The organism is Congregibacter sp. (assembly GCF_965660375.1).
GTDB lineage: Bacteria > Pseudomonadota > Gammaproteobacteria > Pseudomonadales > Halieaceae > Congregibacter.
Genome location: NZ_CBFHZO010000105.1, coordinates 49,814 through 75,341, shown reverse-complemented (window position 1 = coordinate 75,341; position 25,528 = coordinate 49,814). Strand labels below are relative to the sequence as shown.

General features: G+C 58.4%; 24 protein-coding genes. 13 read left to right on the top strand and 11 right to left on the bottom strand.

All coding sequences use genetic code 11. The annotated features are described in order from the left end of the window. Positions 1-13: 13 nt before the first annotated feature. Positions 14-3,205 carry an efflux RND transporter permease subunit gene (locus ACTG3T_RS10465; protein ID WP_439102216.1) on the bottom strand — a complete coding sequence of 1,064 codons (3,192 nt, stop codon included), beginning with the start codon at positions 3,203-3,205 and terminating at the stop codon, positions 14-16. Continuing rightward, complete coding sequence (locus tag ACTG3T_RS10460) at positions 3,202-4,299, bottom strand: efflux RND transporter periplasmic adaptor subunit (protein ID WP_439102215.1); 1,098 nt, start codon at positions 4,297-4,299, stop codon at positions 3,202-3,204. Before ACTG3T_RS10460 ends, ACTG3T_RS10465 begins: the two co-directional genes overlap by 4 nt. 251 nt (positions 4,300-4,550) lie before the next feature. Here ACTG3T_RS10460 and ACTG3T_RS10455 point away from each other — a divergent pair, with 251 nt between their 5' ends. Beyond that, positions 4,551-4,982 carry a TerB family tellurite resistance protein gene (locus ACTG3T_RS10455; protein WP_439102214.1) on the top strand — a complete coding sequence of 144 codons (432 nt, stop codon included), beginning with the start codon at positions 4,551-4,553 and terminating at the stop codon, positions 4,980-4,982. A 130-nt stretch (positions 4,983-5,112) separates the two neighbouring features. On the opposite strand, the gene ACTG3T_RS10450 is transcribed toward ACTG3T_RS10455, so the two are convergent. The 3 genes from ACTG3T_RS10450 to ACTG3T_RS10440 are packed head-to-tail and all read right to left on the bottom strand — an operon-like array spanning position 5,113 to position 6,930. Continuing rightward, the gene (locus ACTG3T_RS10450) at positions 5,113-6,093 is read right to left on the bottom strand and encodes a threonine dehydratase (RefSeq protein WP_439102213.1); all 981 of its coding nucleotides are present in this window, start codon (positions 6,091-6,093) and stop codon (positions 5,113-5,115) included. Continuing rightward, complete coding sequence (locus ACTG3T_RS10445; protein WP_439102212.1) at positions 6,086-6,508, bottom strand: DUF6691 family protein; 423 nt, start codon at positions 6,506-6,508, stop codon at positions 6,086-6,088. The genes ACTG3T_RS10450 and ACTG3T_RS10445 overlap by 8 nt, the downstream gene beginning before the upstream one ends. After that, positions 6,508-6,930 carry a YeeE/YedE family protein gene (locus tag ACTG3T_RS10440; RefSeq protein ID WP_439102211.1) on the bottom strand — a complete coding sequence of 141 codons (423 nt, stop codon included), beginning with the start codon at positions 6,928-6,930 and terminating at the stop codon, positions 6,508-6,510. Before ACTG3T_RS10440 ends, ACTG3T_RS10445 begins: the two co-directional genes overlap by 1 nt. Positions 6,931-7,081: 151 nt before the next feature. Between ACTG3T_RS10440 and ACTG3T_RS10435 the strand changes: the two genes are divergently transcribed. The 4 genes from ACTG3T_RS10435 to feoB are packed head-to-tail and all read left to right on the top strand — an operon-like array spanning position 7,082 to position 12,209. Next, the gene (locus ACTG3T_RS10435; protein ID WP_439102210.1) at positions 7,082-8,320 is read left to right on the top strand and encodes a TMEM143 family protein; all 1,239 of its coding nucleotides are present in this window, start codon (positions 7,082-7,084) and stop codon (positions 8,318-8,320) included. 32 nt (positions 8,321-8,352) lie between these two features. Then, positions 8,353-10,110 carry an ABCB family ABC transporter ATP-binding protein/permease gene (locus ACTG3T_RS10430; RefSeq protein WP_439102223.1) on the top strand — a complete coding sequence of 586 codons (1,758 nt, stop codon included), beginning with the start codon at positions 8,353-8,355 and terminating at the stop codon, positions 10,108-10,110. 7 nt (positions 10,111-10,117) lie between these two features. Beyond that, positions 10,118-10,363, top strand: a complete 246-nt coding sequence (locus ACTG3T_RS10425) for a FeoA family protein (protein WP_439102209.1) — start codon at positions 10,118-10,120, stop codon at positions 10,361-10,363. Next, on the top strand, positions 10,356-12,209 hold the full coding sequence (gene feoB / locus ACTG3T_RS10420) for a ferrous iron transporter B (RefSeq protein WP_439102208.1): 1,854 nt from the start codon (positions 10,356-10,358) through the stop codon (positions 12,207-12,209). Before ACTG3T_RS10425 ends, feoB begins: the two co-directional genes overlap by 8 nt. Positions 12,210-12,230: 21 nt before the next feature. Here feoB and ACTG3T_RS10415 read toward each other — a convergent pair whose 3' ends face one another. Beyond that, positions 12,231-12,773 (bottom strand): gamma-glutamylcyclotransferase, encoded by a 543-nt coding sequence (locus tag ACTG3T_RS10415; protein ID WP_439102207.1) that lies wholly within the window; start codon positions 12,771-12,773, stop codon positions 12,231-12,233. Between the two features lie 165 nt (positions 12,774-12,938). Here ACTG3T_RS10415 and ACTG3T_RS10410 point away from each other — a divergent pair, with 165 nt between their 5' ends. The 5 genes from ACTG3T_RS10410 (at position 12,939) to ACTG3T_RS10390 (ending at position 16,991) form a co-directional block, all read left to right on the top strand. Next, positions 12,939-13,676 carry an SDR family NAD(P)-dependent oxidoreductase gene (locus ACTG3T_RS10410; protein WP_439102206.1) on the top strand — a complete coding sequence of 246 codons (738 nt, stop codon included), beginning with the start codon at positions 12,939-12,941 and terminating at the stop codon, positions 13,674-13,676. Positions 13,677-13,745: 69 nt separating this feature from the next. Next, on the top strand, positions 13,746-14,114 hold the full coding sequence (locus tag ACTG3T_RS10405; protein ID WP_439102205.1) for a hypothetical protein: 369 nt from the start codon (positions 13,746-13,748) through the stop codon (positions 14,112-14,114). Further along, positions 14,104-14,697: a hypothetical protein gene (locus tag ACTG3T_RS10400; protein WP_439102204.1), complete on the top strand. Its 594-nt coding sequence runs from the start codon at positions 14,104-14,106 to the stop codon at positions 14,695-14,697. Before ACTG3T_RS10405 ends, ACTG3T_RS10400 begins: the two co-directional genes overlap by 11 nt. 163 nt (positions 14,698-14,860) lie before the next feature. Further along, positions 14,861-16,510: an AMP-binding protein gene (locus ACTG3T_RS10395; protein ID WP_439102203.1), complete on the top strand. Its 1,650-nt coding sequence runs from the start codon at positions 14,861-14,863 to the stop codon at positions 16,508-16,510. A 4-nt stretch (positions 16,511-16,514) separates the two neighbouring features. Further along, a complete protein-coding gene (locus ACTG3T_RS10390; RefSeq protein WP_439102202.1) occupies positions 16,515-16,991 on the top strand; it encodes a YaiI/YqxD family protein in 477 nt (158 codons plus the stop codon). 53 nt (positions 16,992-17,044) lie between these two features. Here the strand turns inward: ACTG3T_RS10390 and folE are convergent, their stop codons facing one another. Continuing rightward, a complete protein-coding gene (gene folE / locus ACTG3T_RS10385; RefSeq protein WP_439102201.1) occupies positions 17,045-17,725 on the bottom strand; it encodes a GTP cyclohydrolase I FolE in 681 nt (226 codons plus the stop codon). Between the two features lie 140 nt (positions 17,726-17,865). Here folE and ACTG3T_RS10380 point away from each other — a divergent pair, with 140 nt between their 5' ends. From ACTG3T_RS10380 to ACTG3T_RS10370, 3 genes are all read left to right on the top strand, one after another. Next, positions 17,866-18,903 (top strand): glyceraldehyde 3-phosphate dehydrogenase NAD-binding domain-containing protein, encoded by a 1,038-nt coding sequence (locus ACTG3T_RS10380; protein ID WP_439102200.1) that lies wholly within the window; start codon positions 17,866-17,868, stop codon positions 18,901-18,903. Beyond that, positions 18,900-19,898: a type I glyceraldehyde-3-phosphate dehydrogenase gene (gene gap / locus ACTG3T_RS10375; RefSeq protein ID WP_439102199.1), complete on the top strand. Its 999-nt coding sequence runs from the start codon at positions 18,900-18,902 to the stop codon at positions 19,896-19,898. The genes ACTG3T_RS10380 and gap overlap by 4 nt, the downstream gene beginning before the upstream one ends. A 68-nt stretch (positions 19,899-19,966) precedes the next feature. Further along, a complete protein-coding gene (locus tag ACTG3T_RS10370; RefSeq protein WP_439102198.1) occupies positions 19,967-20,536 on the top strand; it encodes a YSC84-related protein in 570 nt (189 codons plus the stop codon). A gap of 12 nt (positions 20,537-20,548) precedes the next feature. Here ACTG3T_RS10370 and ACTG3T_RS10365 read toward each other — a convergent pair whose 3' ends face one another. Genes ACTG3T_RS10365 through ACTG3T_RS10350 form a run of 4 tightly spaced genes read right to left on the bottom strand, consistent with a single transcriptional unit; the run spans position 20,549 to position 25,511 of the window. Beyond that, positions 20,549-21,211 carry a LutC/YkgG family protein gene (locus tag ACTG3T_RS10365; RefSeq protein WP_439102197.1) on the bottom strand — a complete coding sequence of 221 codons (663 nt, stop codon included), beginning with the start codon at positions 21,209-21,211 and terminating at the stop codon, positions 20,549-20,551. Next, positions 21,208-22,629: a lactate utilization protein B gene (locus ACTG3T_RS10360; protein WP_439102196.1), complete on the bottom strand. Its 1,422-nt coding sequence runs from the start codon at positions 22,627-22,629 to the stop codon at positions 21,208-21,210. Before ACTG3T_RS10360 ends, ACTG3T_RS10365 begins: the two co-directional genes overlap by 4 nt. Continuing rightward, a complete protein-coding gene (locus ACTG3T_RS10355; protein ID WP_439102195.1) occupies positions 22,629-23,402 on the bottom strand; it encodes a (Fe-S)-binding protein in 774 nt (257 codons plus the stop codon). Before ACTG3T_RS10355 ends, ACTG3T_RS10360 begins: the two co-directional genes overlap by 1 nt. Positions 23,403-23,444: 42 nt before the next feature. Further along, on the bottom strand, positions 23,445-25,511 hold the full coding sequence (locus ACTG3T_RS10350; protein WP_439102194.1) for a hypothetical protein: 2,067 nt from the start codon (positions 25,509-25,511) through the stop codon (positions 23,445-23,447). Positions 25,512-25,528: the final 17 nt, after the last annotated feature.

The window sequence follows — 25,528 nt, the reverse complement described above, 5'->3', positions numbered from 1 at the left end:
TGAGTTGACATGCTCAGGCGGTGACGGCGTCCTGCTGCTTGGGCGTCGTGCTTTTTCTGTTCTTCCGTGCTGCCCAGCGGTTTTTAAGGTCAGCGGGCAGGGCCAGCAGAGCCGGTGTGGCGATCAACGTGAGCACCGTCGCAAAGGACAGCCCGAATACGATCGCCTGCGACAAGGGTCCCCAGAAAGTCGCCATCTGACCTCCGGCGGTAATGCTGCGGTTGACGATATCGATGGACAGGTCGCATGCAAGGGGTAGCAGGCCAAAGACCGTCGTCACGGTGGTGAGCATAACCGGCCGCAATCGCTGCGCCGCGGCGCGGACGATAGCGTCCTGCACGCTGAGCTCCGGGTGCTCACTGCGTACCACGTTGAAGGTATCGATAAGCACAATATTGTTGTTCACCACGATGCCCGCCAGCGCAACCACGCCCACGCCGGTGAGGATGGCGCTAAAGGGATTGCCGGTGATGATTAAGCCGAGCAACACCCCGGCCGTCGACATGATCACGGCGAGAAGTATCAGTCCGCTTTGATAGAAGCTGTTGAACTGGGTAACCAGCAGCACGAACATCAACAGCAGCGATAGGAGGAATGCGCCCTGTACAAAGGCCATGGAGTTCGCCTGTTCCTCGTTCGCCCCACGAAACTCTATGGTGAGTCTCGGATCAAAGGTCTGCGTTGCCAGCCACTCCTGAATTTCTCCCACCATGGTGTCCGCCAAAACGCCCTGCACGACATTGGCGCGGATGCGCTCCACGGGGAAGGTGTCGATGCGCTGAAAAGTGTCTACCCCGGGTGCGGGCTGGATGCGCACAAAGTTGCTCAGGGGAACTTGCCCCTGCTCTGTGCTTACCCGCAGGTCATCCATGGCGCGGATGCCACGATCCTGAATGGGGAAGCGCGCGCGGATATCCACGGCATCATCTGCACCGTCCGGTCGGTACTCAGCGACCTTCACGCCATTGGTGACCAGCTGCAGCGCCACGCCCGCAGACTGCACGTCGGCGCCGTAGAGCGCTGCCTGGGCCCGGTCCACCTGCATACGCCACTCAATGGAGGGCAGGGCGCGGGTGTCATCAATATCAATGAGCTCGGGCAGTGAATCGAGATGTTGCCGAATACGCAGCATGGCCGGTTCAAGGAGATCCCGATGACGGGATCGCAGCTCGATCTGTATGGGCTTGCCTACGGGCGGGCCCTGTTCCATCGCGCTGACTTCCACATTGATCCCCGCAAAGTCCCGGGTTCTTTCCCTGAGCTCTCTGATAACCGCAAAGCCATCCCGTTCGCGATCCCATTCGGGCACCAGTTCGAGAAAAATGCTGCCGATGCGGTCGTTCACAGCGCCGCCGCTGCGACCGCCGCCACCGCCGCTGCCGGGGAGTATGGTGCGGGTGTTTACCGAGCGGATATCCGGAACCTGCAATACCTCGCGCTCGACTTCCAACACCAGCTTGTTGACCTCAGACTCGGAAAAGTTGCCCCGTCCGCTCACCGACATGGAGATGAACTGGGGGTCGGAGTCATTAAAGAACACCATTCCCGCGCCGTACTTGCCGTAGGCCCAGAACACACAGAACAGCAGCGTAAAAATCGTGCCCACCGTGGTAACCGGATGTCCGGTGATCCAGGCCATCATGCGGGCGTAGGCGCCGGTGACGGTTTTGAGCTGTGTGGGGTCGCCGTGATCCAGCTCCTCCATGGTGGCCTGCTCCGTGGCGCTGTGGACCGTGGGCTTGCCGAAAATCGATCCCAGCACGGGGCCGAAGAGCAAGGCATAGACCAGGGAGCCACTGAGCACAGTAAACACCGTCACCGGGAGATAGCGCATAAACTGGCCAGAGATGCCGGGCCAGAAAATGAGGGGTAGAAATGCGGCCAGAGTGGTCGCCGTGGACGCGGTTACGGGCCAGAACATTCGTTTGACGGCTTCCGCGTAGGCCTCCTGGTGATCCAGACCTTCGCTCATCTTGCGGTCTGCGTACTCCGTGACCACGATGGCGCCATCAATGAGCATGCCCAGTCCCAGCAACATGCCGAACATCACCATAAAGTTGAAGGTATAGCCCAACTGATAAATGATGATGATGGAAAACAGTAGGGAGAAGGGTATTCCCAGTCCCACGATAACGCCACTGCGGAACCCCATGGCAGCGACAACGATAACCATGACCAGGGCCAGCGCCGTCATGATGTTGCCCTGCAGCTCGGTAACCTGGGTTCGTGCAAAATCCGCGGTGTTCTGGGAGGGAACCACAAGGATCGTGGACGGCAGCCCTGCGGTCGCTTCCTCGACCACCTTGAGCACGGCCTCGGAGGTATCGATGACATTGGCATCGACGCGCTTTTTAACCTCGACGGTCATGGTTTCGACGCCATTGAAGCGCGCATGACTGGTTCGGTCCTTGAACGTTCGGCGGATACTGGCGACATCGGACAGGGTGACAACGGAGTCACCGCTGACCTGCACGGGCAGATCCATAATGTCGCTGGCCGATTCAACAACCGAGGGCACTTTTACGGAAAAACGCCCGTTGCCGGTGTCCACACTGCCCGCGGGAATGAGGCGGTTGTTTCTCTGGAGAATACTCACCAGGGATTCGCTGGAGATCCGGTAGGCCTCCAGTGCCTGGGGGTCGATAACGACCTCCAGAACCTCCTCGCGATCACCGCGGATTTCGGCGGTGAGCACGGAGGGGATGGATTCAATATCGTCTCGGAGGCTGAGCGCTGTTTCGTAAATCTGTCGCTCGCTGGCACCGCGACTGAGGAGGTTGATCTGGATCAGCGGAAAATCGTCCACATCCAGTTCGCGCACCACCGGCTCTTCGGCGGTGGTGGGTATTTCTGACTTACCCCGGTCCACGGCTTCGCGCACGTCGGTGAGCGCAACGTTCAGATCCACGCTGGGCTCAAATTCCACAAACAGGGTGGCGTAGCCCTCGGAGGCCGTCGCGCTGATTTCCTTCAGGCCTTCAATTTTACGAAGTTCGATTTCCATGGGCTGGATAAGCAGCCGCTCGGAATCCTCTGGCGAAATCCCCTCATGGGGAATGCCGATGTAAAAGTAGGGCAGAACAATGTGCGGGTCGTTGGCAATGGGCAGCGCGGACCGCGAAATGAGTCCGGCGAGCACCAGCACACCCATGAGCATCAGCGTGCTCCGCGACCGGTCAATCGCCTTGTCGATATAACCAATCATAGTAGGCTGGCCGTTGCCGGGGCGAGGCTATCATCCACGGTTTCCACCTGCTGACCAGCGGAAACAAACTCATGGCCCACAGTGATAAGGCTAACTACCCCGGGAAGACCCGTGACCCAGGCACCGTCTGCCGCGTCCTCGACGATGGTCACCGGGTGAAAGACGACGCGGCTGTCGCGGTTGACGGCTCGCAGACCAATAACCCCGGCATCATTAAGTGTGAAAAGCGCCGGTGATACGCGGTGCGCCAATACCGTCTCGGTTTCCACGCTGGCGACTGTGGTGAGGCCGGCACGGAGTCGGTAATCGGGGTTAGGCACTGTGATCTCCACGGGATAGGTACGCGTGGTTTCATCGGAGACGCTGCCCACGAAAGTGACTTCGCCCTCGAGCTTTTCGTCCGTGCTGGTGCGGGCGGTGACGGGGCTGCCGAGGCTGACGTAGTTAATGTCCTGCTCGGAGACGTTCGCCGCAATCAGCAGGGGATCAAGATCGATGAGGGTGGCACAGGGCGCGCCAACGTTGGCCAGGTCACCCACATCCATGTGCAGTGTTTCGATAATGCCTTCAAAGGGCGCTGTGATTCGGGTTCTTTTCAGGTTCAGTTTCTGCCGGGCAAGACCTGCGCGCGCTGATTCTAGTTCCGCAGCTACCTGGGCAATGCGGATTTTCGAGAGGAGGTTTTTGTCCTGCAGTTCCAGAGCACCACGGTACTCCAGCTCGGCTTGGGACAGTGCTGATTCTGCTTCCGCTACCGCCGCCTCGCGATCGTCCACCGCCAGCTCGCAGAGTAGCGCTCCAGCCTCAACGCGATCGCCGCGCTCAACGGGTCTGGACACAACGCGACCGCCGGTCTCTGCGCTCACCCTTGCGCTTCGCTTACTGGCGGTTTTTCCGCGGAGAATGCGCGTCAGGGTTCGCTGCTCGGCATTGAATTGCCGCGTGCGCACCCGCGGCAGGGTCTGCTCCCTGTCGGCGAGGGGAGCCGTTTTGGTATCCAGAGTGGGCTCCGGCCCTGGAGCAAACATACCGGAGGCCAGCCACAGCAATAAGCCAACGCCAATCAGCGTTGCAATGAGAAGATTCTTTTTCATGACGGTTTTCGCAAGAGTAGATGCCCATTATACCGCTGACGAGGGCTTTCCCGGGAGCGTCAGAGGCAACAATATTTACAGTGAAAATACGCAGCGTCGGCGTATTTGGGTTAACTCGAGGCTAACCGGAGGCTGCAAGCGGTGAAATAAACACCTCGCAGCTGGCAAGATTGCCGGGCGAGCGGTATTCTCGTTGGCTAAAAGTCAGTATGATCGTCCCTCGGCCAGCCTCGAACAGGGAGATAGGAGTTATGGCACTGGTAGATTTCAATAAGGTAAAACAGCTGTTTGGTGAGTCTCCGCAATCCGCGGATTCTGATCTTTTTCGCGAGCTGTTTGTGCTGGTTCTGTCTCGCGCCACGGACGCTGATGCGTACACGCACCCGGCAGAAATCGCCACGGTGCAGTCGGTGATCAAAGAGGAACTTGGCACTGAGCTGTCTGACAGCGAGGTTCGTACTGCGGCACTTTCAAAGATCTACGAGACCACACCGTTACAAAAGTGCCTGGTGAATGCTGCGCCGAAGCTGAATATGGATCAGCGCCGGGCGATCCTCCGGGGGCTGGTGGTGGTGATGCATGCGGATGACAACATCTCGTCCCGGGAAGCTGAGTTTTTCAACATGGTCGTGTCTGCTTTGGGTTTGTCTGCCGCGGACGCCGCAGGACTCATCGTCGCCTAGCGGCTTTTGCGCGACACCAGCCGGGCCCGGTAGCCGTCGGGCGGAGTCGGGTAGTCCCGCATCGCGTACCCGGCTTGTTCAATGATCAGTACGGCTGGCAACGCTGCCAGAGCCGCGTTCCTCAAAGCCGTCATAGCCGGGGTGTTTTTCCGGCTAAAACCTCACGAAAGACCGCCGTATCGACATTGCCACCGCACAGGATAACTGCGACTTTTTGTCCGCGGTTACTCTCCTGCTCCTGAATGGCAGCTGCCAGAGGAACAGCGCCAGCCCCCTCGCTGACATTGTGGGTGCAGCGAAAATACAGGCGCATAGCATGGGCGATTTCGTCGTCGTTGACAGCGACCACCCGCCTGGCGCCCTTCCCGTAAATTGCCAGAGCCTCCGGCACCACGGAGCGTACCGCGACACCATCGGCGAAAGTGCGTGCCGAGCTTGTGCTTTCCGGTTTGCCGCTCAAAAAAGCCTGTTGCGCCGCGGTGGCCTCTGTGGAGACCACACCAATCACTTCCGTATCCAGCCCCAGGGCGTCCCGCGCGGCAATGACCGCACAGATGCCTGAACCACAACCAATGGGTACATACACCCGTTGAATGTCCGGCACTGCCGAAAATAGCTCCAGAGCATAGCTTGCGACGCCGACAACCAGGGAGTGATGAAAGGGCGGTACAAGATAAAGATCCTCAAGCACAGCCCGTCGCGAAGCTTCTTCCCGGGCCTCATCGAAGTCGTCGCCGTGTTCGACAAGCCCGGCGCCGAAGCTGCGCATGGCGTCGTTCTTTTCTCGCGCGTTACCGTGGGGAACCACGATTGTCGCTTTGAGGCCAGCAGCTGCAGCAGCCCGGGCCTGACTCTGGCCATGATTTCCCCGGGTGGCGGTAGCAATGCCGCGGCAATCCGGATGCGTTTGCTGTAACCATTCCATGAAGGTAATGCCTCCGCGAACCTTGAAGGCCCCGGTGGGGGTGTGGTTCTCATGTTTGACCCACAGCTCCGCGCCCAGGGCGTCGCACAACATGGGCCAGGCATACTGAGGGGTCGGCGGCATTACCCTGTGGACAGTGCTCGCTGCGTTCTTGAGGGCGGCGAGAGAAAGGAGCGCATCAGGCATTATGTCTCCAATTTTCAATGCGGTTCGCGATGGCCATACCCCCCACCATGGCGGCGAAGAAGTAGTAGATTTCTGCTTCTCCGTAAAACAACGCAGTGATTGCCGGCCCGGGACAGAAGCCATAGATACCCCAGCCAATACCGAAGAGCGCGGCACCGCCCAACAATTGCCTGTCGACGACAAGATTCACAGGAAAATGAAAGCTGGGGGCAAAGAAGGGGTTCTCCTGACGACGAACCAGGGCGAAACCCGCGAGAGTCATCATAACTGCAGACCCCATGACCAGCATCAGCGTGGGATCCCAGTTGCCGAATAGGTCCAGAAAGTCGAGCACTTTATCCCGGTCAGTCATGCCCGAGAGCACCAACCCAAAGCCAAAAACCAGCCCGCTGAGCAAGCCTGCCAGAGTGCGCATCAGCTCGCTCCCAGCAAGTGACGGGCGACAAATACCGTAGCAATGCCGCTCACCATAAAGGTTGCTGTGGCAGCCGCAGACCGTGGCGCAATGAGGCCGATGCCACACACACCGTGACCACTGGTGCAGCCCTTGCCCCAGCGTGTGCCCATTCCCACCAGGAGGCCACCCGCAATTGCCCAGGAGGCCGGCAGGCTCTGTGGCGTCGGCAGGGGGATTTCCAGCAGCCTGTGCGCCACGGCCCCGCCGGCAACAAGCCCCAGCAGGAAAAACCAGCGCCAAAGGTGGCTTGCCTGTTCTGTCAACGCACCCCAAAGAATGCCGCTGATACCCGCAATCCTGCCGGCCAGGGAGAGTAGTAGCACGGCCGCCAGCCCTATGCACAGGCCTCCCGCGACTGCCATCCATAATTCTGAATTCATACAGCTAGTTATCCCAAGGTAAACGCGGGCGCTATCTTGATCGTGAGACAGGGGAATGACAAGCTGCGGTCCGTTTTACTTGTATCATTGACGATCAACGCAGGGGAGACATCGGGTGATCGCAGCTTCGGCTCAGGAGAAAGCGAGCGACATGTCCAGCGAGAGGGCAGCGCCCGAGGAGAGCAGTATAGCGCCTCTGACGGGGCTTCGTTTTATTCCCTTCCGGCGCAGCGATCTATTGAAGATGCTCCGGGCCGAAGATGGACTTGATGATGAGCAGGCGCGGGACTTCGACGACGCCGTTGGGCTGATCGAGAGAGCGTTTCGCGATGAGTTCCACCTTAGCCGTCAGCAACTCAAAGATTGCTATGCGGATCTTGATCCGGATGCAGATACCCGGCGGTTCCCCGGGGGGAGTTCCCTCGGTGACGAGACAACAGAGGCTCTAAGGCAGCGCTTGGAAACCCTGCTAAACCGCGCCAATTATGAAGTGCTCACAGATGCGCAGCTAAAGAAGGCGTTTCGCAGTTCGTCGCTGTTCCAGATACGGCTTCGAATTGATATGAAGGACTTCGATAATGTGCTTCTTTACTGCCGCGGTGCCAGCGAGCGTGTAGAAACGGTTCCATTGTTCTTCGGGCTTATCAAACGTCGGGCGCATTTCGTGAACTACGATCGCGTCGTGCTGTTTCTGCGTTTTGCCGACCGGGGCGCAAAGACCGATGGGGATTACACCCCGGGTCGCGTCATGATCAAGCTCTTTCAGAATGTCCCGGATGCTGACCTGGAGATGCTGTTTCCCAATACCCGAGTGGCCATGCGCTGGAGCGACCGTCTGTTGATCGGCGTGCCGGCCCTGGCCAGTGGCGTCATCGTAGCCACCACCAAGCTCGGCGCCCCGCTAATTCTCCTCGGGACCCTGGGTGGATTCTGGCTCGGCTTGCACAGTGAGCCGGTGGTGCTTGATAAGCGCGGACTGATCATGATCGGGGCCGGGTTTGGCGCGCTGGGAGCCTATCTCTGGAAGCAGTGGTCCAGCTATCGCAACCGCAAGATGCGCTTTCGTCAGGCGCTCACGCGGGACCTGTATTTCAAACTGCTGGATAACAATGGGGGAGTGCTGTTGCGGGTGTTGGATGATGCTGAGGACTCGGAGTGCAAGGAGGCCTTTGTCGCGCTGTATTTTTTAATGGCGGAGAATCGTGCCATCACAGACGAGGATCTCGATGGTGTTATTGAAGCCTGGTTTACCGCTCGCTGGCAGGCAAGGCTGGATTTTGAAATAGACGATGCGCTGCAGAAACTCCAGAGACTGGGCCTGGCGGTTGAGCAGGAGGGGCTGTGGCACGCGACGCCGCGCGTGCCCGCCGCAAGCGCAGCCTCTCTGTGAAAGGTTTCGATAACACCGGTTCCACGGAGCCGTTGCAGCCGGGATTGCTGGGGCATATCTACCGCCGCCTGGCCCCCGTGCTCAGGGAAAACCGGCCTCGCGTCCTTCTCGCCCTGCTGTGCCTGCTCGCTGCGAAGGGTGGCTTGCTGCTGATCCCCTTCCTGTTAAAAGCGCTGGTAGACGGACTGGATGCCGGCGCAGAAGCCACCCCGCTGATGTTGCTGCTACTGCTGGTGCTGGCCTATGGCGCGGCCCGACTGGCCAATACGCTTTTTGGTGAATTACGGGATACGCTTTTTGGCCGGGTTACGGAGCGTGCCATGCGGCGCATTGGACTCCAGGTGTTTCGTCACGTGCACAGCCTGGATCTGGACTTCCACCTCAATCGACGCACGGGGGGGCTGGCAAGGGATATTGAGCGGGGCACCTCGGGCATCAGTTTCCTGCTGCGTTTCTTCATCTTCAATATAGCGCCGACGCTATTTGAAATTGCCATGGTGACCGGCATTCTTTTGCTGGGATACGGCTGGCCCTATGCCGTTATTGTATTGGCGTCTGTGACCCTCTACGGCCTCTATTCCTTCCGGGCCACCGCCTGGCGCACCCGCTTTGTGCGCGAGGTCAACGAAGCGGATTCGAGCAGCAATACCCGCTCCGTGGACAGCCTGCTGAATTACGAAACCGTCAAATATTTTACCAACGAGGAGTTTGAGGCCCGGCGCTACGATGAGTCCCTTGCTGTCTGGGAGAGCGCGCGGCGGAAAAACCGCCTCTCGCTGTTTGCCCTAAATGGCGGTCAGGCGCTCATTATCGCGCTGTCTCAAACCTCCATGCTCGGCCTTGCCGCCTGGCAGGTGCAGGGCGGTAGCATGAGCCTGGGTGATTTTGTGCTGATCAATCAGTTTATGTTGCAGCTGTTTATGCCCCTGGGTTTTCTGGGCTTTGTTTACCGGGAGATAAAAAGCTCCCTCGCCAATATTGAGCGCCTTTTTGCGCTGTTGGATCGACAGCCATCGGTGGCTGACAAAGACGACGCAAAGGAGCTGGATGTCAACAGGGCGGTGCTGGAATTTACCGATGTAGCATTTGCCTATGACAACGCACGCCCCATTCTTCATGACGTTAGTTTTACAGTGCAGGGGGGTGAAAAAGTTGCGGTGGTGGGCGCGAGCGGAGCGGGGAAGTCGACGCTGGTGAAGCTGCTGTTCCGCTTCTACGACCCGCAATCAGGGGTGGTGACGATCGACGGGCAGGATCTGCGGGATCTGACGCAGCGCTCCTTGAGGCGCCAGATAGCTATTGTTCCGCAGGATTGCGTGCTCTTTAACGACAGTCTTCGGGAGAATATCCGCTACGGCAATCCGGACGCCGATGAGGAGGCTCTGAAAAAGGCCGTCGCCGCAGCGCATCTTCAGGATTTCGTGGCCCGTCTGCCCGAGGGACTCGATACGGTGGTGGGGGAGCGGGGACTGAAGCTCTCGGGCGGTGAGAGGCAGCGGGTGGGCATTGCCCGGGCAGCGATCAAGGATGCGCCCATTTTGGTGTTTGATGAAGCAACTTCAAGTCTGGACAGTCGCTCAGAGCAGGCGGTGCTCGGTGCTTTCTCTTCCATGGCGCAGCAACACACCACCCTGGTGATTGCCCATCGCTTGTCCACCATCGTTGATGCGGATCGCATCGTGGTACTTCATGACGGAAAAGTGGTGGAGCAGGGGAAACACCATGACCTCCTTCTTGAGAACGGGTATTATTCGCAGCTTTGGCAAGCGCAGCAGCGACGCAGCGAATAGGAATAGTGTGACCGTATCTCTTTGGACGCTGGCCCGGGGTCAGCGTGGCGCAATAGACAGCTTCGATGAAGCCCTGCAGGATGACTACCGGATCCGTCTCATGGAGCTGGGGTTTCACCCCGGCGAGACCGTGAGCTGTCTTCAGGCGCCGGCTCTTGGTGCACCCAAGGTGTATCGGGTGGCCAACACCGTGTTTTCCCTTGATGACGAAGTAGCGGGCTACGTCCGCGTTCGGCCCGAAGACAATGTCTGATTCAGCGACTCAAACACCTCACAAGGCGCTGCTCATCGGAAGTCCCAACTGCGGGAAGACGCTACTGTTCAATCGACTCACGGGGCTTCAGCATCGCGTTGCTAATTTTCCCGGTATCACCGTGGAAATCGCCAGCGGCAAACTGTCGGGGCACCCTGGCGTCACGCTCTACGATTACCCCGGCACCTACTCCCTGCAGGCCATATCCGGGGAAGAGCGAGTGGCGGTAGAGCAGTTTGAGCTTGCGCTCAAAGACCCGGAGCTCGGCGTCGTGCTCTGCGTTATGGATGTAACCCGTCTCGAAAAAAGCCTCTACTTTGCCTTGCAGGTTATTCGAGAATGCGGCCGTGCAGGGAAGCCGGTGCTCGTGCTCGCCAACATGATCGACGTTCTCGAGAACCACAAGATCGCTATGGATCTTGAGGCGCTGAGTCGCGATCTCGGCGCCACCGTGCTGGGGGTTTCCGCGCGCACCGGGCGGGGGCTGGAGAGCCTTGATGCAGCTATCGAGGAACAACTCGCCGCGCCAGTGTGCCCCAGTGATAATCAGGAGCCGGACCTCCTCCTTCGGGGGAACGCGCATCAGCTGGCTCGCAATTATGGCCCGAAAGGGGATGTACTTCTTCGCACCCAGAACCGTCTCGATGCCTTTTTCCTGCACACGGGCTTTGGCGGCATCGCCTTCTTCGCGATTATGTACCTGCTGTTCCAATCCATCTTTACCTGGTCTACGCCGGCCATGGATGCCGTGGAGCAGGGGCTTGTGTGGATATCGGATCGCGTCGTACCGCTCATGGGCACACCGCTACTTAAAGACTTTACCGCCGACGCGCTGTTCTCCGGTCTCGGTGCTTTTTTGGTGTTCGTGCCGCAAATCTTCGTGCTGACCTTTGTCATCGGGCTCCTGGAAGACTCGGGCTACATGGCCCGCGCCGCCCTGATCTGCCATCGTCCTCTGCGGTTTTTCGGTCTCACTGGAAAGAGTTTTATCCCCATGCTCTCGGGTGTGGCCTGTGCAATTCCCGGAATCTATGCGGCGCGCTCCATCGATTCACCCCGGCGGCGTTTCCTCACTTACATGGCCATTCCTTTGATGCCCTGCTCGGCGAGATTGCCGGTGTACACGCTGCTCATTGCCGCGTTTATCCCCCGTACCACAGCACTCGGTGGGCTCGTGGGTTATCAGGGACTGGCGATGTTTCTCGTGTATTTTTTCGGCATGTTCTGCGGTCTCCTGGTGACTGCCATGGTGTCGCGTTTCAGTAAAGTCAGGGAGTCGGATCTGCCCTTCGTTCTCGAAATGCCAGCCTATCGCGTGCCGGCACTGGTGCCCCTGCTGCGTAAGTCCTGGCGTCGATGCCAGCATTTCGTTACCAAGGCGGGCGGTATCATTATCACTGTCACCTTTATTATCTGGGTGCTCGGCTATTTTCCCAACTACGGGGCGGATCTGGGTGCGTCCTGGCTCGGGCAGATCGGACGATTTGTGGAACCGGTGTTTGCTCCTTTGGGACTGGATTGGCGCTACGGCGTTGCGGTGATGAGCTCCTTCCTGGCGCGGGAGGTGTTTGTCGGTACCCTCGGCGTGATCTTCGGTATCGAGGGCGCAGAAGAAAACATGGTTCCCCTGGTCGCGCAGATTCAAGGGAGTGATCTGGGGCTCGCGTCGGGCGTTTCATTGCTGGTGTTCTTTGCCGTGGCCCTCATGTGCGTCTCAACTCTGGCCGTCCTCAGCAAAGAGGCCGGCTCCAATCGCCTGGCAATTCGGATGTTCCTGGCTTACAGCGGAGGGGCCTATATTATGGCTCTGCTGTCGTTTCAGTTAGTCAGTTTCCTGGGTGGATGACAAAAGGACTTTCGCCGCGATTCAACCGTGGCTGATGTTGTCACTCTCCTGTAGAGCCAGCAATTCTTTCTCAAGGTTCATAACGTGTTCGTCGTGCTCGCCCAGCTCCCGCAGTGCTTTGGCGAGGGAAAGTAGATAGTCGGCGTTGCTGCCGCTGGGTCCGTGGCTGCGCAGAATATGTTTTGCCAGAGCATGATCGGAGTCCGGCCCCAGGAACGCGTTGTTACCTTCCGCGGCGATGTAGAAGGTGCCGCTCACTGTTTCTTCGCGATGTTCCAGCTGTAGTCGGGTGCGGTGACGCTCATAGCCGTTTTTCTCCCGGTAGTCCAGATGGGCGAAGACCGACTCCTCCACCAGAAAAGCGACGCCACGACAGAGCGCGTCTGGATCGCGAATCAGGGTGACGACTCGCCCGGGGGATTCCGGCGTGCCCCGGTGATCGTGGGAACCTTGCCAAAAGCGACGTGACCAGCCTCTGAGCAGCGCTACTTCGCGATCAATGTAGGGGAAGTCAACTTTGTAGATGAGCGACCCGTAGCCGAACACCCAGAACTCTTTGCCCATCAGTAAAACTCCGAAAATCGGCCTCTGCACCCATTGCCATTCGCTCTGCGTCTGGGCATCGAATGCTCCATCGCCGCAATTTTACATCTGCTCTCTTGCGCAGTGCGTAACTCACGCAGGTAAATCTATCAGGAAACCACGCAGTGACGGGTAAGGGAGGGTTCAATGGCAGGGGAAGACAATTCCGAACAAGCGCTGGTAGTGGGTGGTCAGGGCGGCATCGGCTGCGCCGTGGCAACGCAGCTGGCGCAGGATGCACGTTTTGATGCCGTGTGGACTGTCAGCCGAAAAACCAGTACCAGCAAAGGTGTTCAGTGCCTTCGTCCGCTGCACACTGACCACAGTGAGGAGAGTATAAAAACCCTGAGTGAGCAGGTGCTTGAAGAGAGCCCTCGATTGACGCGGGTGGTCATCGCTCTAGGGACACTCCATGGCGAAGGCTATGGGCCTGAGAAGTCCCTGGAGGCGCTGCAAAGAACCTCCATGGAAGTGGTTTACCGCGTGAACTGTGTGCTGCCCCTGTTGTGGCTGTCGGCGCTGGCGCCCGGTCTGCGTAAAAACCCAGACTGTCGCGTAGCGGTGCTCAGCGCCCGCGTGGGTAGTATCGGCGACAACGGTCTGGGGGGGTGGTACAGCTATCGAAGTGCCAAAGCCGCATTGAACATGGGCCTCAAATGCGCATCCATCGAGCTGGCACGTCGGGCGAAAGGGGTGAAGCTTATGGCTTTTCATCCCGGCACTGTAGACACAGCGCTGTCGGAGCCCTTTCAGCGCGGCGTTCCCGAGGGCAAACTTTTTACGCCCGAGTTTGTAGCTGAGCGTCTGAGCGGACTGCTGGATGAGCATCCTGCCGATGGCGCGCTGTCCTATCTGGACTGGGCGGGGGAGAGCATACCCTGGTAGGAATATCGCAGTAGAACGCTTGGTTATTCTGGGCTATGATCTCGGCACTCTAATTGTGGATACCAGCCCATGTCCCTATCGTCTTTGCGAGTCTTGTTTTTCTTAGCGTTGGCTCTATTGACCGCCTGCGCCCAATACGACTCCGAGCGGGGTGTGGAGGTGAACTGGGACCCTGCAACCATGGACAGTTTTGAGGTGGGGACCACCACCCGGGCTCAGGTAATGGCGAAGCTGGGCCCCCCGTCTCAGCTGGTCAGTCTGGGTGACGAAACCGTTCTCTATTACCTGAATGAAGCTTCCAGGGGGCAGGGGCTGATACTGCTCGTTTACAACCGCTTCGATATCACTGCACGTTACGATCGCGCGGTGTTTATTTTTGACGAAAACGACATGTTGGCTGATTATTCCGCCCGGGTGACGTCCACTGATGAGGACTAGCTTCGCCAGCATGGCGCTGGTTGTCGGCCTTTTACTGTCAGGATGTTCCCAGTGGTATTACGAACTGGGAGAGACCCTTCCCGAGGGTATCGAGGACGAAGCACAGGGACAGAGTCTGGCGTCAGTGCTTGCGAGACTGGGGCCGCCCCTGCGCCTTGCCACAGCTGACGATCAGCTTCTTATGGCCTGGGAAGCCTGGCAGGTTCGCGAGTCGGCGGTGGGCGTCAGCCTGGGCTTTGCCGGCGCTGATTTTCTCAATGCGGACTGGGGGAGCGCAAAGATCGAGGGGGATTTTCTGATAATGACTTTCAACGCCCAGCGGCGGGTCACGGCGGCGCAGCGCGTGCGCCGTGATAACCGCCTCGGCGGTGGCGCTGCCATCCAGCCATTTTTCAGTTTTGTGTCCGTCGTGGATGTAGAGGATCTGCTCTTACCCTTGCCCCAGCATCGTTGGGGGCAGGGGCAGTTACTCCCCCTTCCGCAGGTGCTCAATAATCCCGGGATGCCGGGTCTTGGGACTGCCATTGAGCAGCGCGGAACGCCCACAGGTTCCGGCGCGAGAAGCCTCGAATGGCGCGAGTAATTCTTTAGTACACTTGGCAATGCAGTGTTTATGACTTCCTCAAGCTACCCAAAGGACCCTTGTTTGTTTGACGCCAGCCTATTGACCTCGGCTCATTAACCCTGACCGATTAATCGACCCTATTAGCGTAACCATCATCAACGAACGTGGAGATAAAACCATAATGGATTTCCAAACTTTGCCCCAATTCCTTGACCACTGGGCCGACACCCGGGGGGACAAAATCTGGATGCGCGATCTCCGCGAAGAGGGCAGCGATGACTACAGCTGGTCGCAAGCCAGAGACCAGGTCAATGCCGTAGGCGCCGCGCTGGAAGCGCGCTTCGGTCATGGGCAGAACATGATTATTCTTTCCCGGAACCGACCCCACTGGTTTATGGCAGACCTCGCGATCATCCGCTCGGGGAACGTGACCGTGAGCATGTTTACCACCTTGCCCCCTGCGACAGCGGAATATGTTGCAGGATTTACCGATGCCAAGGTGATTTTTGTTGGCGAGAGCCCCAACTGGGAAGCGGTGCGCCCCGTGCTTCCCGAAGGCATTACCCTGGTGGCATTGCCGGGCGTGGAGCTGGACGGGGATCACCTCACCTGGGAACAGCTTCTCGCCGAAGGACAGGACAAGGAAATCAGCTACGAATGTGCGCCTGACGACATGATGTCTCTGGTGTTTACCTCGGGCACTACGGGGTTGCCGAAGGGCGTTATTCAGACGCATGACAGCAACATCATACCTATCCGCCGCTTTACTACGGCCTTCGGTCTCCGGGATCAGCCCCGTTACTTCTCTTACCTGCCCCTGTCGCATATCGCCGAGCGGCAGATTGTGGAGTACTCCTCATTGTTTTTCTGTGGCGAAGTGAACTTCAACGAATCCCTGGAGCACATTTTGCGCGACCTGCAGCGCACGCGCCCCCATATGTTTTTTGGGCCGCCGCGCATCTGGGAGCAGTTTCAGCAGGCCGTGATCGGAAAGTTTGGCGGCCAGGAGGCTTTGGAGGCGGCTTTGAAGGAAGACGCGGAAGGCATTGGCAAACTGGTGCTGGATACCATGGGGCTGGGGGAAGTGGAGTTTTGCCTTGCAGCTGCAGCGCCCACACCGCCCCCGTTGATTCACTGGTGGGATTCTTTGGGGCTGAAGCTGATGGATGGTTTTGGTCAGACCGAAGCCATGGGAGTTATTGTTAGCGGTGAAGGTACACGGCGAGTCGGCTCCATCGGTAAGCCTCTGGGCGAGGTGGAATATAAGATCACCGAGGAGGGAGAGCTTGCTGTGCGTGCGGACGGTTGCACCCCGGGATACTACAAGCAGCCGGAAAAAACCGCCGAGCTCCTTCGTGATGGCTGGTTGCACACGGGCGACAAGGCCCGAGTCGATGAAGACGGTTTCATTTACATTACAGGTCGGGTGAAAGACTACTTCAAGACCATTCAGGGCAAGTTCGTTGCACCGCCTCCCATCGAGGGCATGTTCGCCAACAACCCCTACATTGAGCAGCAGTGCCTCATTGGTCGGGGTTTTTCGAAAACGGTCATGATCGCCGTGCTTACCGAGGCCGCGCGGGAGAAAGACCGCGACACCGTAGAGACATCAATCCGCGAGAGTGTCACTGCTATTAATGATGAGATTGAGAAGCACGCACGCATTGGTGCGGTGATTATCAGTGCCGAGCCCTGGAGCATCGAAAACGAAGTGCTGACCCCAACGTTGAAAATACGTCGGGACAAGGTCGATGAACGCTTTGAAGAGCAGGGCGAGGCGTTGGCTCGCCAGGCAGCAGAGCAGGGCAAGTTGCTGGTTCACTGGGTCTGAGTTCGTGCGGGTAACCGGGCAGGTTTGGGTGGATGCCGATGCCTGCCCGGTACCGATCAAGGAAATCCTGTTCCGTGCGGCGACGCGGTCGCAGTGCATGGTCACCTTGCTGGCCAATCATGCCATGACAGTTCCGCCGTCGCCCTACCTGAGCTTTGTGCAGGTACCGGCGGGGTTTGACGTTGCGGACAGCGAAATACTCAAGCGCTTAGAGGCTGATGATCTGGTTGTTACTCAGGACATCCCCCTCGCTGCGGAAGTTGTTGAAAAGGGCGCTCTGGCGATCAGTCCGCGGGGAGAGCCTTACAACGCCGAGACCATTCGTGCCCGACTGGCGGTACGGGATTTTATGACGGAGCTCCGTGACAGCGGCGTTTCTACGGGAGGCCCTTCTCCGTTGGACAACGGCGACAAGCAGCGTTTTGCTAATGCTCTGGATCGATGGCTCACCCGACGCGCCAGGCGAAGAGGATCAGAATAACGACGTCGGTGTAAAAGCGTCTCCCTGGTAAAGTCCCCGCTCAGCACACAAAATTAGCGCAAAAACTCACTTCGGGTGGCACCGTCAGACTTGAACACGCCCCCAAGAGCCGTAGTGCGCGTAGACGAATTGCTATCCATGACGCCGCGGGATTTTACGCAGTAATGGACGGCGTTGATCGTGATGGCAACGTCGTCGGTCTCCAGTAGCGACTGCAGCGCGACCAGCACCTGCTGCGTAAGACGTTCCTGCACCTGCGGCCGCTGTGCGAAGAATCGCACGATGCGATTGATTTTTGAGAGTCCGATAATTTTATTGCCCGGGATATAAGCCACCCGAGCTGTGCCATCAATGGTGACGAAGTGGTGCTCGCAGGTGCTTACGAGATCGATGTCGTCCACGAGCACCATCTCTTCGACCTGCATCTTGTTTTCGATGACGGAGATTTTGGGAAACTGGCCGTAGTCCAGACCGCTGAAAACCTCATCAACATACATTTTGGCAATGCGGTGAGGGGTTTCCTGGAGGCTGTCATCACGCAGGTCAAGGCCCAGCGTTTCGGTGATTTCCCGAAAGCTGTCTCGAATACGTTCATATTTCTGCTGACGAGTAAGGCCGTTGTCCACCAGGGGTGTTTCAAGGCCGCGTTCTTCCAGCGCTTGGCGCACCTTGAGAGCTTCGGGGCTGATATCCTCAACAAAATCAAGGGTTTCTGTCACAACTGCTTGGTTCATGGGCGATCTCCTTAATGATTATTTTTACGTCGACGCCAAGCACTCGGATTGCTTATTTTTGCCTTACTTTGACAGTCCTTTGGACGGGTGCAACACTCAGGCAAAGTGTCGGTCCGCGGTTGAGCAAGGGGAGTGTAGTGATGGATGAAGCCAGACACATACGTTTGGGCATCATGGGTTTTGGCCAGACCGGACGGCAGATTTACGAGCTGGCCTCGGCGTCGCCGGACATCGCTGTTATCGCCATCGCTGATGTGGGACGCGCTGACATTTTGCATTATCTGCTGCAGTCCGAAGCCAGAGACCCCAGACAGTTTCGTCTGGACGGAAACTTTATTGTCACCGACAGCCAGCGCACCCGTTTAATGTCCATCGATACCCCGGCAGAAATGCCCTGGGACATTTTTGACGTGGACATGGTAATCGATGCCACCGGCATTTATCGGACAGAAGCCGACATGCAGTCACATATCGCGGGTGGCGCGCCACGGGTGCTGATCCGAACGCTCCCCGAGGACAGCATCGACCAGATAATCATCCCGGAGATCAATGGGGACGCAGCGGATGTCAGGGACCGCATGATCTCAGCGGGTTCGCCCACCACCACAGCCCTGTGTTTTCTTTTGCACATCCTCTCCGAACATTTCGTCATTGAATGCGGCAGTATGACCACCGTACACGCCTACACCTCGGATCAGGCGCTTCAGGATTATGCGGGGAGCGACTACCGACGAAGTCGTTCAGCACCGAAAAACATCATCCCGAACGGGCATGACGCCGGGCGCTGGCTGGGTCATATCCTGCCAAGCTTTGCGGGCAAGGTTCATACCTCGACCCTCAATGTGCCCGTGCAGGAGGGCTGTTTACTGGACACCACATTAGTACTCGATGCCGATGGCGTGAGTGCCGAAGACATTAACGAGGTAATGCGGGCGGGCGCGAAAAAATTTCCCCAAAGCGTGGCGGTGGTGGAGGATCCCATTGTCTCCTCTGACGTGCTGGGGAGCGACTTCTCTCTGCTTTTTGATGTCAAGGGCACCCTAAAAGCCGGGGGGCATTTTATGAAGACCCTGGGCTGGTATGAAACACGCGGGCATGCGGCCCGCCTGTTGGATGTGGCAAGGCTTTACGCTGACCTTGATAGACAAGCCCATCAACAGCAGGAGGCCGCATCATGAGAATCGCTATCAACGGCTTTGGCCGTATTGGTCGCTCCGTGTTTCGCATCCTTGAAGAGCGCGATGATATTGACGTGGTTGCGGTCAACGATTTGTTTGATCACGATGCTCTGCGCTACCTGCTCAAATATGACACGGTTATGGGGCCGTTTCACCATCATCTTTCCCTGGAAGATGACCATCTGGTCACACCTAAGGGGCGGGTGCAGATGCTCAGTGAGCACGACCCCACCGCGCTACCCTGGGCCGAGTTGGGTATTGACGCTGTGGTGGAATCCACGGGAGTCTTCCGTACCCGGGAGCAGCTTCAGAAGCATCTTGAGGCCGGCGCGGGTCGCGTGGTGCTGACCGTGCCTGCTAAGGACGAGATTGACTACACGGTGGTTCTGGGCGTGAACGAGGAGGGACTCAACGACTCCCATCGTATTGTGTCCAATGCGAGCTGTACCACCAATTGTCTTGCACCCATGGCGCGGGTGCTCCATGAGGAGTTTGGTATTTTAGAGGGCGTTATCAACACCGTGCACGCCTATACGAATGATCAGCGCTTGGCTGATGTTCCCCATTCTGATTGGCGCCGCAGCCGCGCCGCCGCAGAAAACATCATCCCCACGTCCACGGGTGCTGCCAAGGCGGTGGGCGTTGTGCTCCCGGACCTGAAGGGCAGGCTTCACGGTATTGCTTCACGGGTACCCGTGCCCGACGGGTCGGTGGTGGATTTGTTTGTGAAACTATCCCGCACCGTGTCAGTCGAAGAAGTGGACCGTACAGTGAAGGCCGCGTCAGAGACATCTCGCATGCAGGGTATTCTCCAATACAGTGATCGTCCTCTCGTTTCCACCGACGTTATTGGTGACAGTCACTCATCGATCTATGACAGCGGTTTTACGGCGGTGACCAGCGGGCGATACCTCCGGGTGCTTAACTGGTACGACAACGAGTGGGGTTACAGCTGCCGCGTTTGCGACGTACTCGCGACCATGAGTGACTGGTAGACTAACGGATTAACTTTACCGGGCCGGTAATACCGCCTGCTCGCGCTCCTCTGAGGATTCAGCCCATCATGGTTACGCGTTTATTTGGTTTTACGGCACTGCTTGTCCTGCTCTCCAGTCCCCTGAGCTTTGCCGGTGAATACGATGATGCTCTCGCCTCGTTTAAAGCGGCCAAGCAAACGGCCCCGTTTTTTGAAAACGCTTATGGTTATGTGATTTTTCCTACCATCGGTAAAGGCGGCTTTGGTATTGGTGGATCCCATGGGGCGGGTCGTGTCTATGCCAAAGGGATGTATGTCGGCGATACCACTATGACGCAACTCACCGTGGGTTTTCAGATGGGAGCACAGGCCTTCAGTCAGATGATTTTCCTTGAAGATGAGCGGGCCTTCAAAAGCTTCACCTCGGGTAACTTTGAATTCAGTGCCCAGGCGACGGCGGTCGCAATTACCGCCGGTGTCTCGGCGGAGGCAAATACCGGTGGCGGTACGGCGACCAGCGCCAGTGGCGGACGAAATGATGCCAATGTTGCTAACAGCGGCTACCGTAAAGGCCTGGCTATATTTACCATTGCTCGGGGCGGGCTGATGTACGAGGCTTCCCTTGGTGGGCAGAAGTTCACCTACAAGCCCCTGTAAACCGCGGCTCCTTCAGGGCGCGCTGTCGCCCACAATGATGACGTGAAGGGCGCGGGGACCGTGGGCCCCGAGCACCAGCTGCATAGCGATATCAGCGGTACTGGATGGGCCTGAAATCATCATCAGGCCGCGGGGACGGGTTGCTGGCGTTTGCAGACTGCGCTCCGTCCAGATGCTCTCCAGTCTTTCGTGAATATCCTTGCGTTCGACGAGAATGATGTGGTCTTCCACTAAAAGGTTGTTGAGTCCGGGGTTATTCCGGTCCAGCAGCAGGGCAAGGGAGCCCGATTCCGCAACGGCACAGTAGGCGTAGCTCACGGACACGGTGTCACCGCTCTGCGCGCTATCAAAACGGGGAAGCAGGCCCCCGTCGCGCCAGGGCAGTGCCGCAAGGCGCGGGTCATGACCGGTGACGATGCGCCGCTGTCCGTGTTTCTGCGTAATGAAGCGGGAAATCTCCTGCACCGCAGCGCTGCGCGTGTCCACGGTAGCCGAGGTGGCACCATTGCTATGCAGGTTAGAGCGCAGCGCCTCCCCCAAGTCAGCAGCAGGCAGCGGTGCGGCGGCCGGTGTTTTCAGAGCTGCCAGCTCTTGGACGATTTGCTCCGCTGAGCTTCGTCGGGATGCGCCGCGGATGCGCGCGAAGATCTCCTTTTCTGCGTCGCTGGCACTCACTTGCGCAGGCTGTCCTGATGCATTGCCTGAAAGGTCTTTGCGGCGGGCGCCGGCAGATCGCGGGCGGCAAACCATCCTCCCAGGAACGGCAATTTTTTGATGATCCCTTTGCGACCGCCCAGCGTGTGAAGCAGTCGTACCACCAGTCCTGTGATTTTTTGATAGAGCCGGGGGTGAGCGGCCAGCCAACCGTGGAGGCGGACACCCGCCCGCCAGCGTCTGCTGACGATGCCCTGGGTGAACTTTTCCTCGCGCAGATCACGAAGGAGGTCCGGTATGGGAATGGCCGCAGGACACACCTCCTCACAGCGACCACAGGCGGTACAGGCATCGGGCAAAAGACCGCTGTCCTCAAGGGATGTGAGCAGCGGTGTGAGCACCGATCCCATGGGGCCTGGATAGACCCAGCCGTAGGCATGCCCCCCCGCACTCATGTAGACGGGGCAATGGTTCAGGCAGGCGCCGCAGCGAATACACTGGAGCATCTCGGCATAGTCACTGGCAAGAATGTCGCTGCGCTCGTTATCCAGCAGAACAAAATGCGTCTCAAGGGGGCCATCAACATCCCCGGGTTTGCGCGGCCCGGCGTAAAAACTGGTGTAACAGCTCACAGCTTGTCCGGTAGTTGATCGTACCAGTAGCCGCAGCATCGCCATGGCGTCGTCGGCCCGGGGGAGCACGCGATCAACGCTGGTGCAGATGATGAGCACCGGGGGGAGGTTGGCGCAGAGATCTCCATTTCCCTCGTTGGTGACGAGCATCGAGTAGCCGTTTTCGGCAATCAGTGCATTGCTGCCGATGATGCCCACATCCGCGCTAAGAAAATCCTCACGGAGCACCTTCCGCGCTTCGGCAACCATTTCACTGGCATCGTTCAGTTCCCGGTCCCCCAGGGGATGACGCTCGAGGAACAGATCACGGATTTCTGCCTGGGGTTTGTGCAGCGCCGGACCGACAATGTGGCTGGGGGTTTCCCCTGCTTCCTGGATGATGTACTCGCCAAGATCTGTTTCCCGAACCGCAAAACCGGCAGCTTCCAGGGCGCTGTTGAGTCCGGTCTCCTCGGTAATCATGGATTTGCCCTTGGCGATGCGCCGCGCTTCGCTGCGGGCGCAGATATCCAGCACGATGTTGTTCAGCTCGTCACCGCTACGCGCAAAATTCACCGTGCTGCCATTTTCTCTGGCGTTTTGCGTGAAGGCTTCCAGGTAGTGTGCGAGGTGCCCTAATGCGTGTTCGCGTAGGGCTTTTACATCTTGTCGCAGCGCGGAAAAATCGTCCTCGCCGCCAAAATTATGAATCGCCTGTGTGCGTAGCTGGGGCATGAACGCGCCCAGCGCTTTGCGGTTTTCCGCGCGCTCGGGGCTGGCAATGGCCTCATCGGCGAGGGTCAGGAATTCGCGGCTGCGCTGCTCCATCAGCGATTGTTACCCCGGGGTGTGTCGTCGGGTGCTCCCAGGGAGAATCCCGGGTTTTCATCAAGGAGAACCTCGGCCACATGTCTGAATCGAAGGCTGCTGCCCTTTCTTCGCGCCCGGCCTTCTAATGCCAGCAGACAGCCCAGATCTCCTGCGACTAACGTGCTTCCTCCGGTTTTTTCCACGTCCTCAATCTTGCGATCAGCCATGTCCCCGGAGATCGCTGGCATCTTGGCGCAAAACGTTCCTCCAAAGCCGCAGCAGACCGAACCCTGACTGAGTTCCGCTACAGGAATGTTCGCCCGTGTGAGCAATTCCCGGGGCTGCTCCTTAATGTTTAGCTCGCGCAGGCCTGCGCAGCTGTCGTGATAGGCCACTGCTGTCGCCGATCCCTGAACGGCTGGCTCGTAATCACAGATACTGAAAAGAAAGGTCGTCAGCTCGTAAACACGTTTTGCAAATTGCTCCGCGCGGTCCCGCCACTCGCCTTCGAGGAGCCTGGGGTAGTGCTTGATAAGCATGCCGGCGCAGGATCCCGAGGGCAGTACCACGTAGTCAAAGGACTCAAAACGTTGGATAAGCTGTTTCGCGATGCGGACTGCTCCGGCGTAATCGCCATTGTTGTAGGAGGGCTGACCGCAACAGCTTTGCTCCGCGGGTACGGTCACATCGCATCCCGCTGCCCGAAGCAGCTCCAGACTCGCCTGCGCCACAGAGGGGCGCATGAGATCGGCGAGACAAGTGACATACAGCGCGACCTTCGGGGTTGTCATCGGGGGTTTTGCTTTTATTGTCCCGTTATCTTCCACAATGAATCACGCTGGTGCCACGGCGAGAGAAAAGTTCATCAAATTATAGCCTGTCAGTATCATCAGGCCGATGCTCAGCACGAAGCCAACGCTTATGGCGAGAGCGGCGTGTATCCAGGGGTGGTGTAACGACCAGAGGGTGCCGAGGATCTCCGTTGCAGAGCTACTCTTCGAGTCCGTATAGCGGGCTGCTGCAATGTCTTGGGTGTCCAGGTTCCTCAGGCCCGGGAGACTGATGGGCAGAACCACGCCAGGAGCAATAATGATCGCTGCATTTCCCCGGAGTGCGGAACGCTCCCCATAAAAATAACGTCCATCGTAATCTACCGCGATGAAGTGCTTCTCCAGAAGGCCCAGGTGGCCACCGCAGCCTTCACGCAGTTTGTTCCAGCCGTAGAGCGCTCCTACCCCAGCTGGTATCAGGACGAAAAACGCGGGCCAGCCGGAGAAAGCGCCCAGAAGTACCAGCGCCAGCATAATCGGCATTAGCAGCGAGAGGCCTATACGTCGGACAGCAGCATCTGCTTTTGTCGATGTCGACAGCCAGTGAATACCGCCGGGCATGGGGTCGAGGAGGGCGCTGCGTTGCTGTGGCAGCGTATTCAGTGCACGATAGCTGCTGTGATAGAGCAGCGCTGCCATCACGCACAGCACCACCAGCATGAGCGGTAGTCCGATGCCCAGGTGTCGCATGAGGCTTCGCTGTCGTGAGGTTTCCAGCCAGGTTTTTCGCTCCTCGGCTAACAGCGAAGACTCGAAGGGCGCTTCCGGGGCACCGTCTTTTGCCAGGCGAAGCATCCTCGGCTGTCCGGGATCGGCTATGAGGATCTTGTCGCGCCAGGTAATGAGGTAGGGCTTGAGAAAGCGCTGCGATAGACTCACGGAGGAGGGGCTTCCCCACTGTTGATCAAAGCGAAATAGCGCAGGCGTCGCTTCGTTACCGCCCATGAGCGCCCAGTGAGATTCCTTGCCGAGGGCAATATCCCTCACGCGATCCTGACCCGCCGCCACGGCGGGGGGCGGCATGACCAGTAACGCGTCAAGTTGCTGACCAAAGTTCTCCATGTCCGGACGATAGACGCCAAGCATGGGGGCGTCGCCCGCGGGAATAAGCAACAGACCGCCGTCGGACAGTACCCGGGGCTGTCCCCAGGGATTCTGCACCGTTGTTTCGGATTGAATTTCTCCTGCGCTGTTGCTGCGCCACAGTCGCCCATCGGCACCGAGCAGAAAAATTGTGTTGCCCAGCAGAGAGCTGGCGATGGCGATAACCCTGCTCTCCAGCTGTTGAGGACTGAAGGCGTAGCAGCTTCGCTCATCCAGGGAGCAGCGTTGGAGCCGAAGAGCCTCTTCATCCTTAGCGGCATTAAGAATGATGTCTCCGCTTTGCATAACCCACAGCGGCGGAGCGAGGCGATCAAAGCCCAGCTCCGCTGCGCTGACACGAGCGCCGGCGAGGCCCGATCGCTCATGGATCAGCAATGCGCCCTCAACAAGGAGCAGCAGTTTATTGCCGGGTAGGCTAATACCCGCCAAGGGGCCCACGGGTTCTTTCCCTGCGGGTGCCGCGGGAAAACGGAGAGCGACGGCAAGCACCACAGCACAGAGAGCCAGAGCGATGCCAAGGGCAATGAAACTGCGAATCTGTGCGGTTTCCCGAAGCTGTGTCGTAGGCTGTGTGAAAAATGCCGGTCGCAGCGCGAAAAGGTTCGGTGCTTTTCCCTGCTGAGGTTTTGTAGATGGCTCCTTCCGCAGGACTGCCGGTTGCGAATCAAGTTCTGGCCCAGCTGGGTCCTCTACCTTGGGCGCCGCCGGGCGGGAGGGGGGGGCCACAGGAGTGATTTCACAAATGAGACCGACGCTTCTCAGTTGCCGGTAGAGGCGCTGCGCATCGGTTCTCGTCAGGTTTCGCCGAAGCGGTACGGGCTTACCACTGAAAAAAACCGCGACGCCGCTGATATCGCGCAAACCAAAAAAAGCGGCGAGGGTGCGTTTGGCGCGATCGTCGTCAGTGTCGGGAAGCAGCTGACCCGAAAAAACCAGGTTGAAGCGCTGTGTGTCCGAGTCGGTCAAAGCTGCCAGGCGCCGCG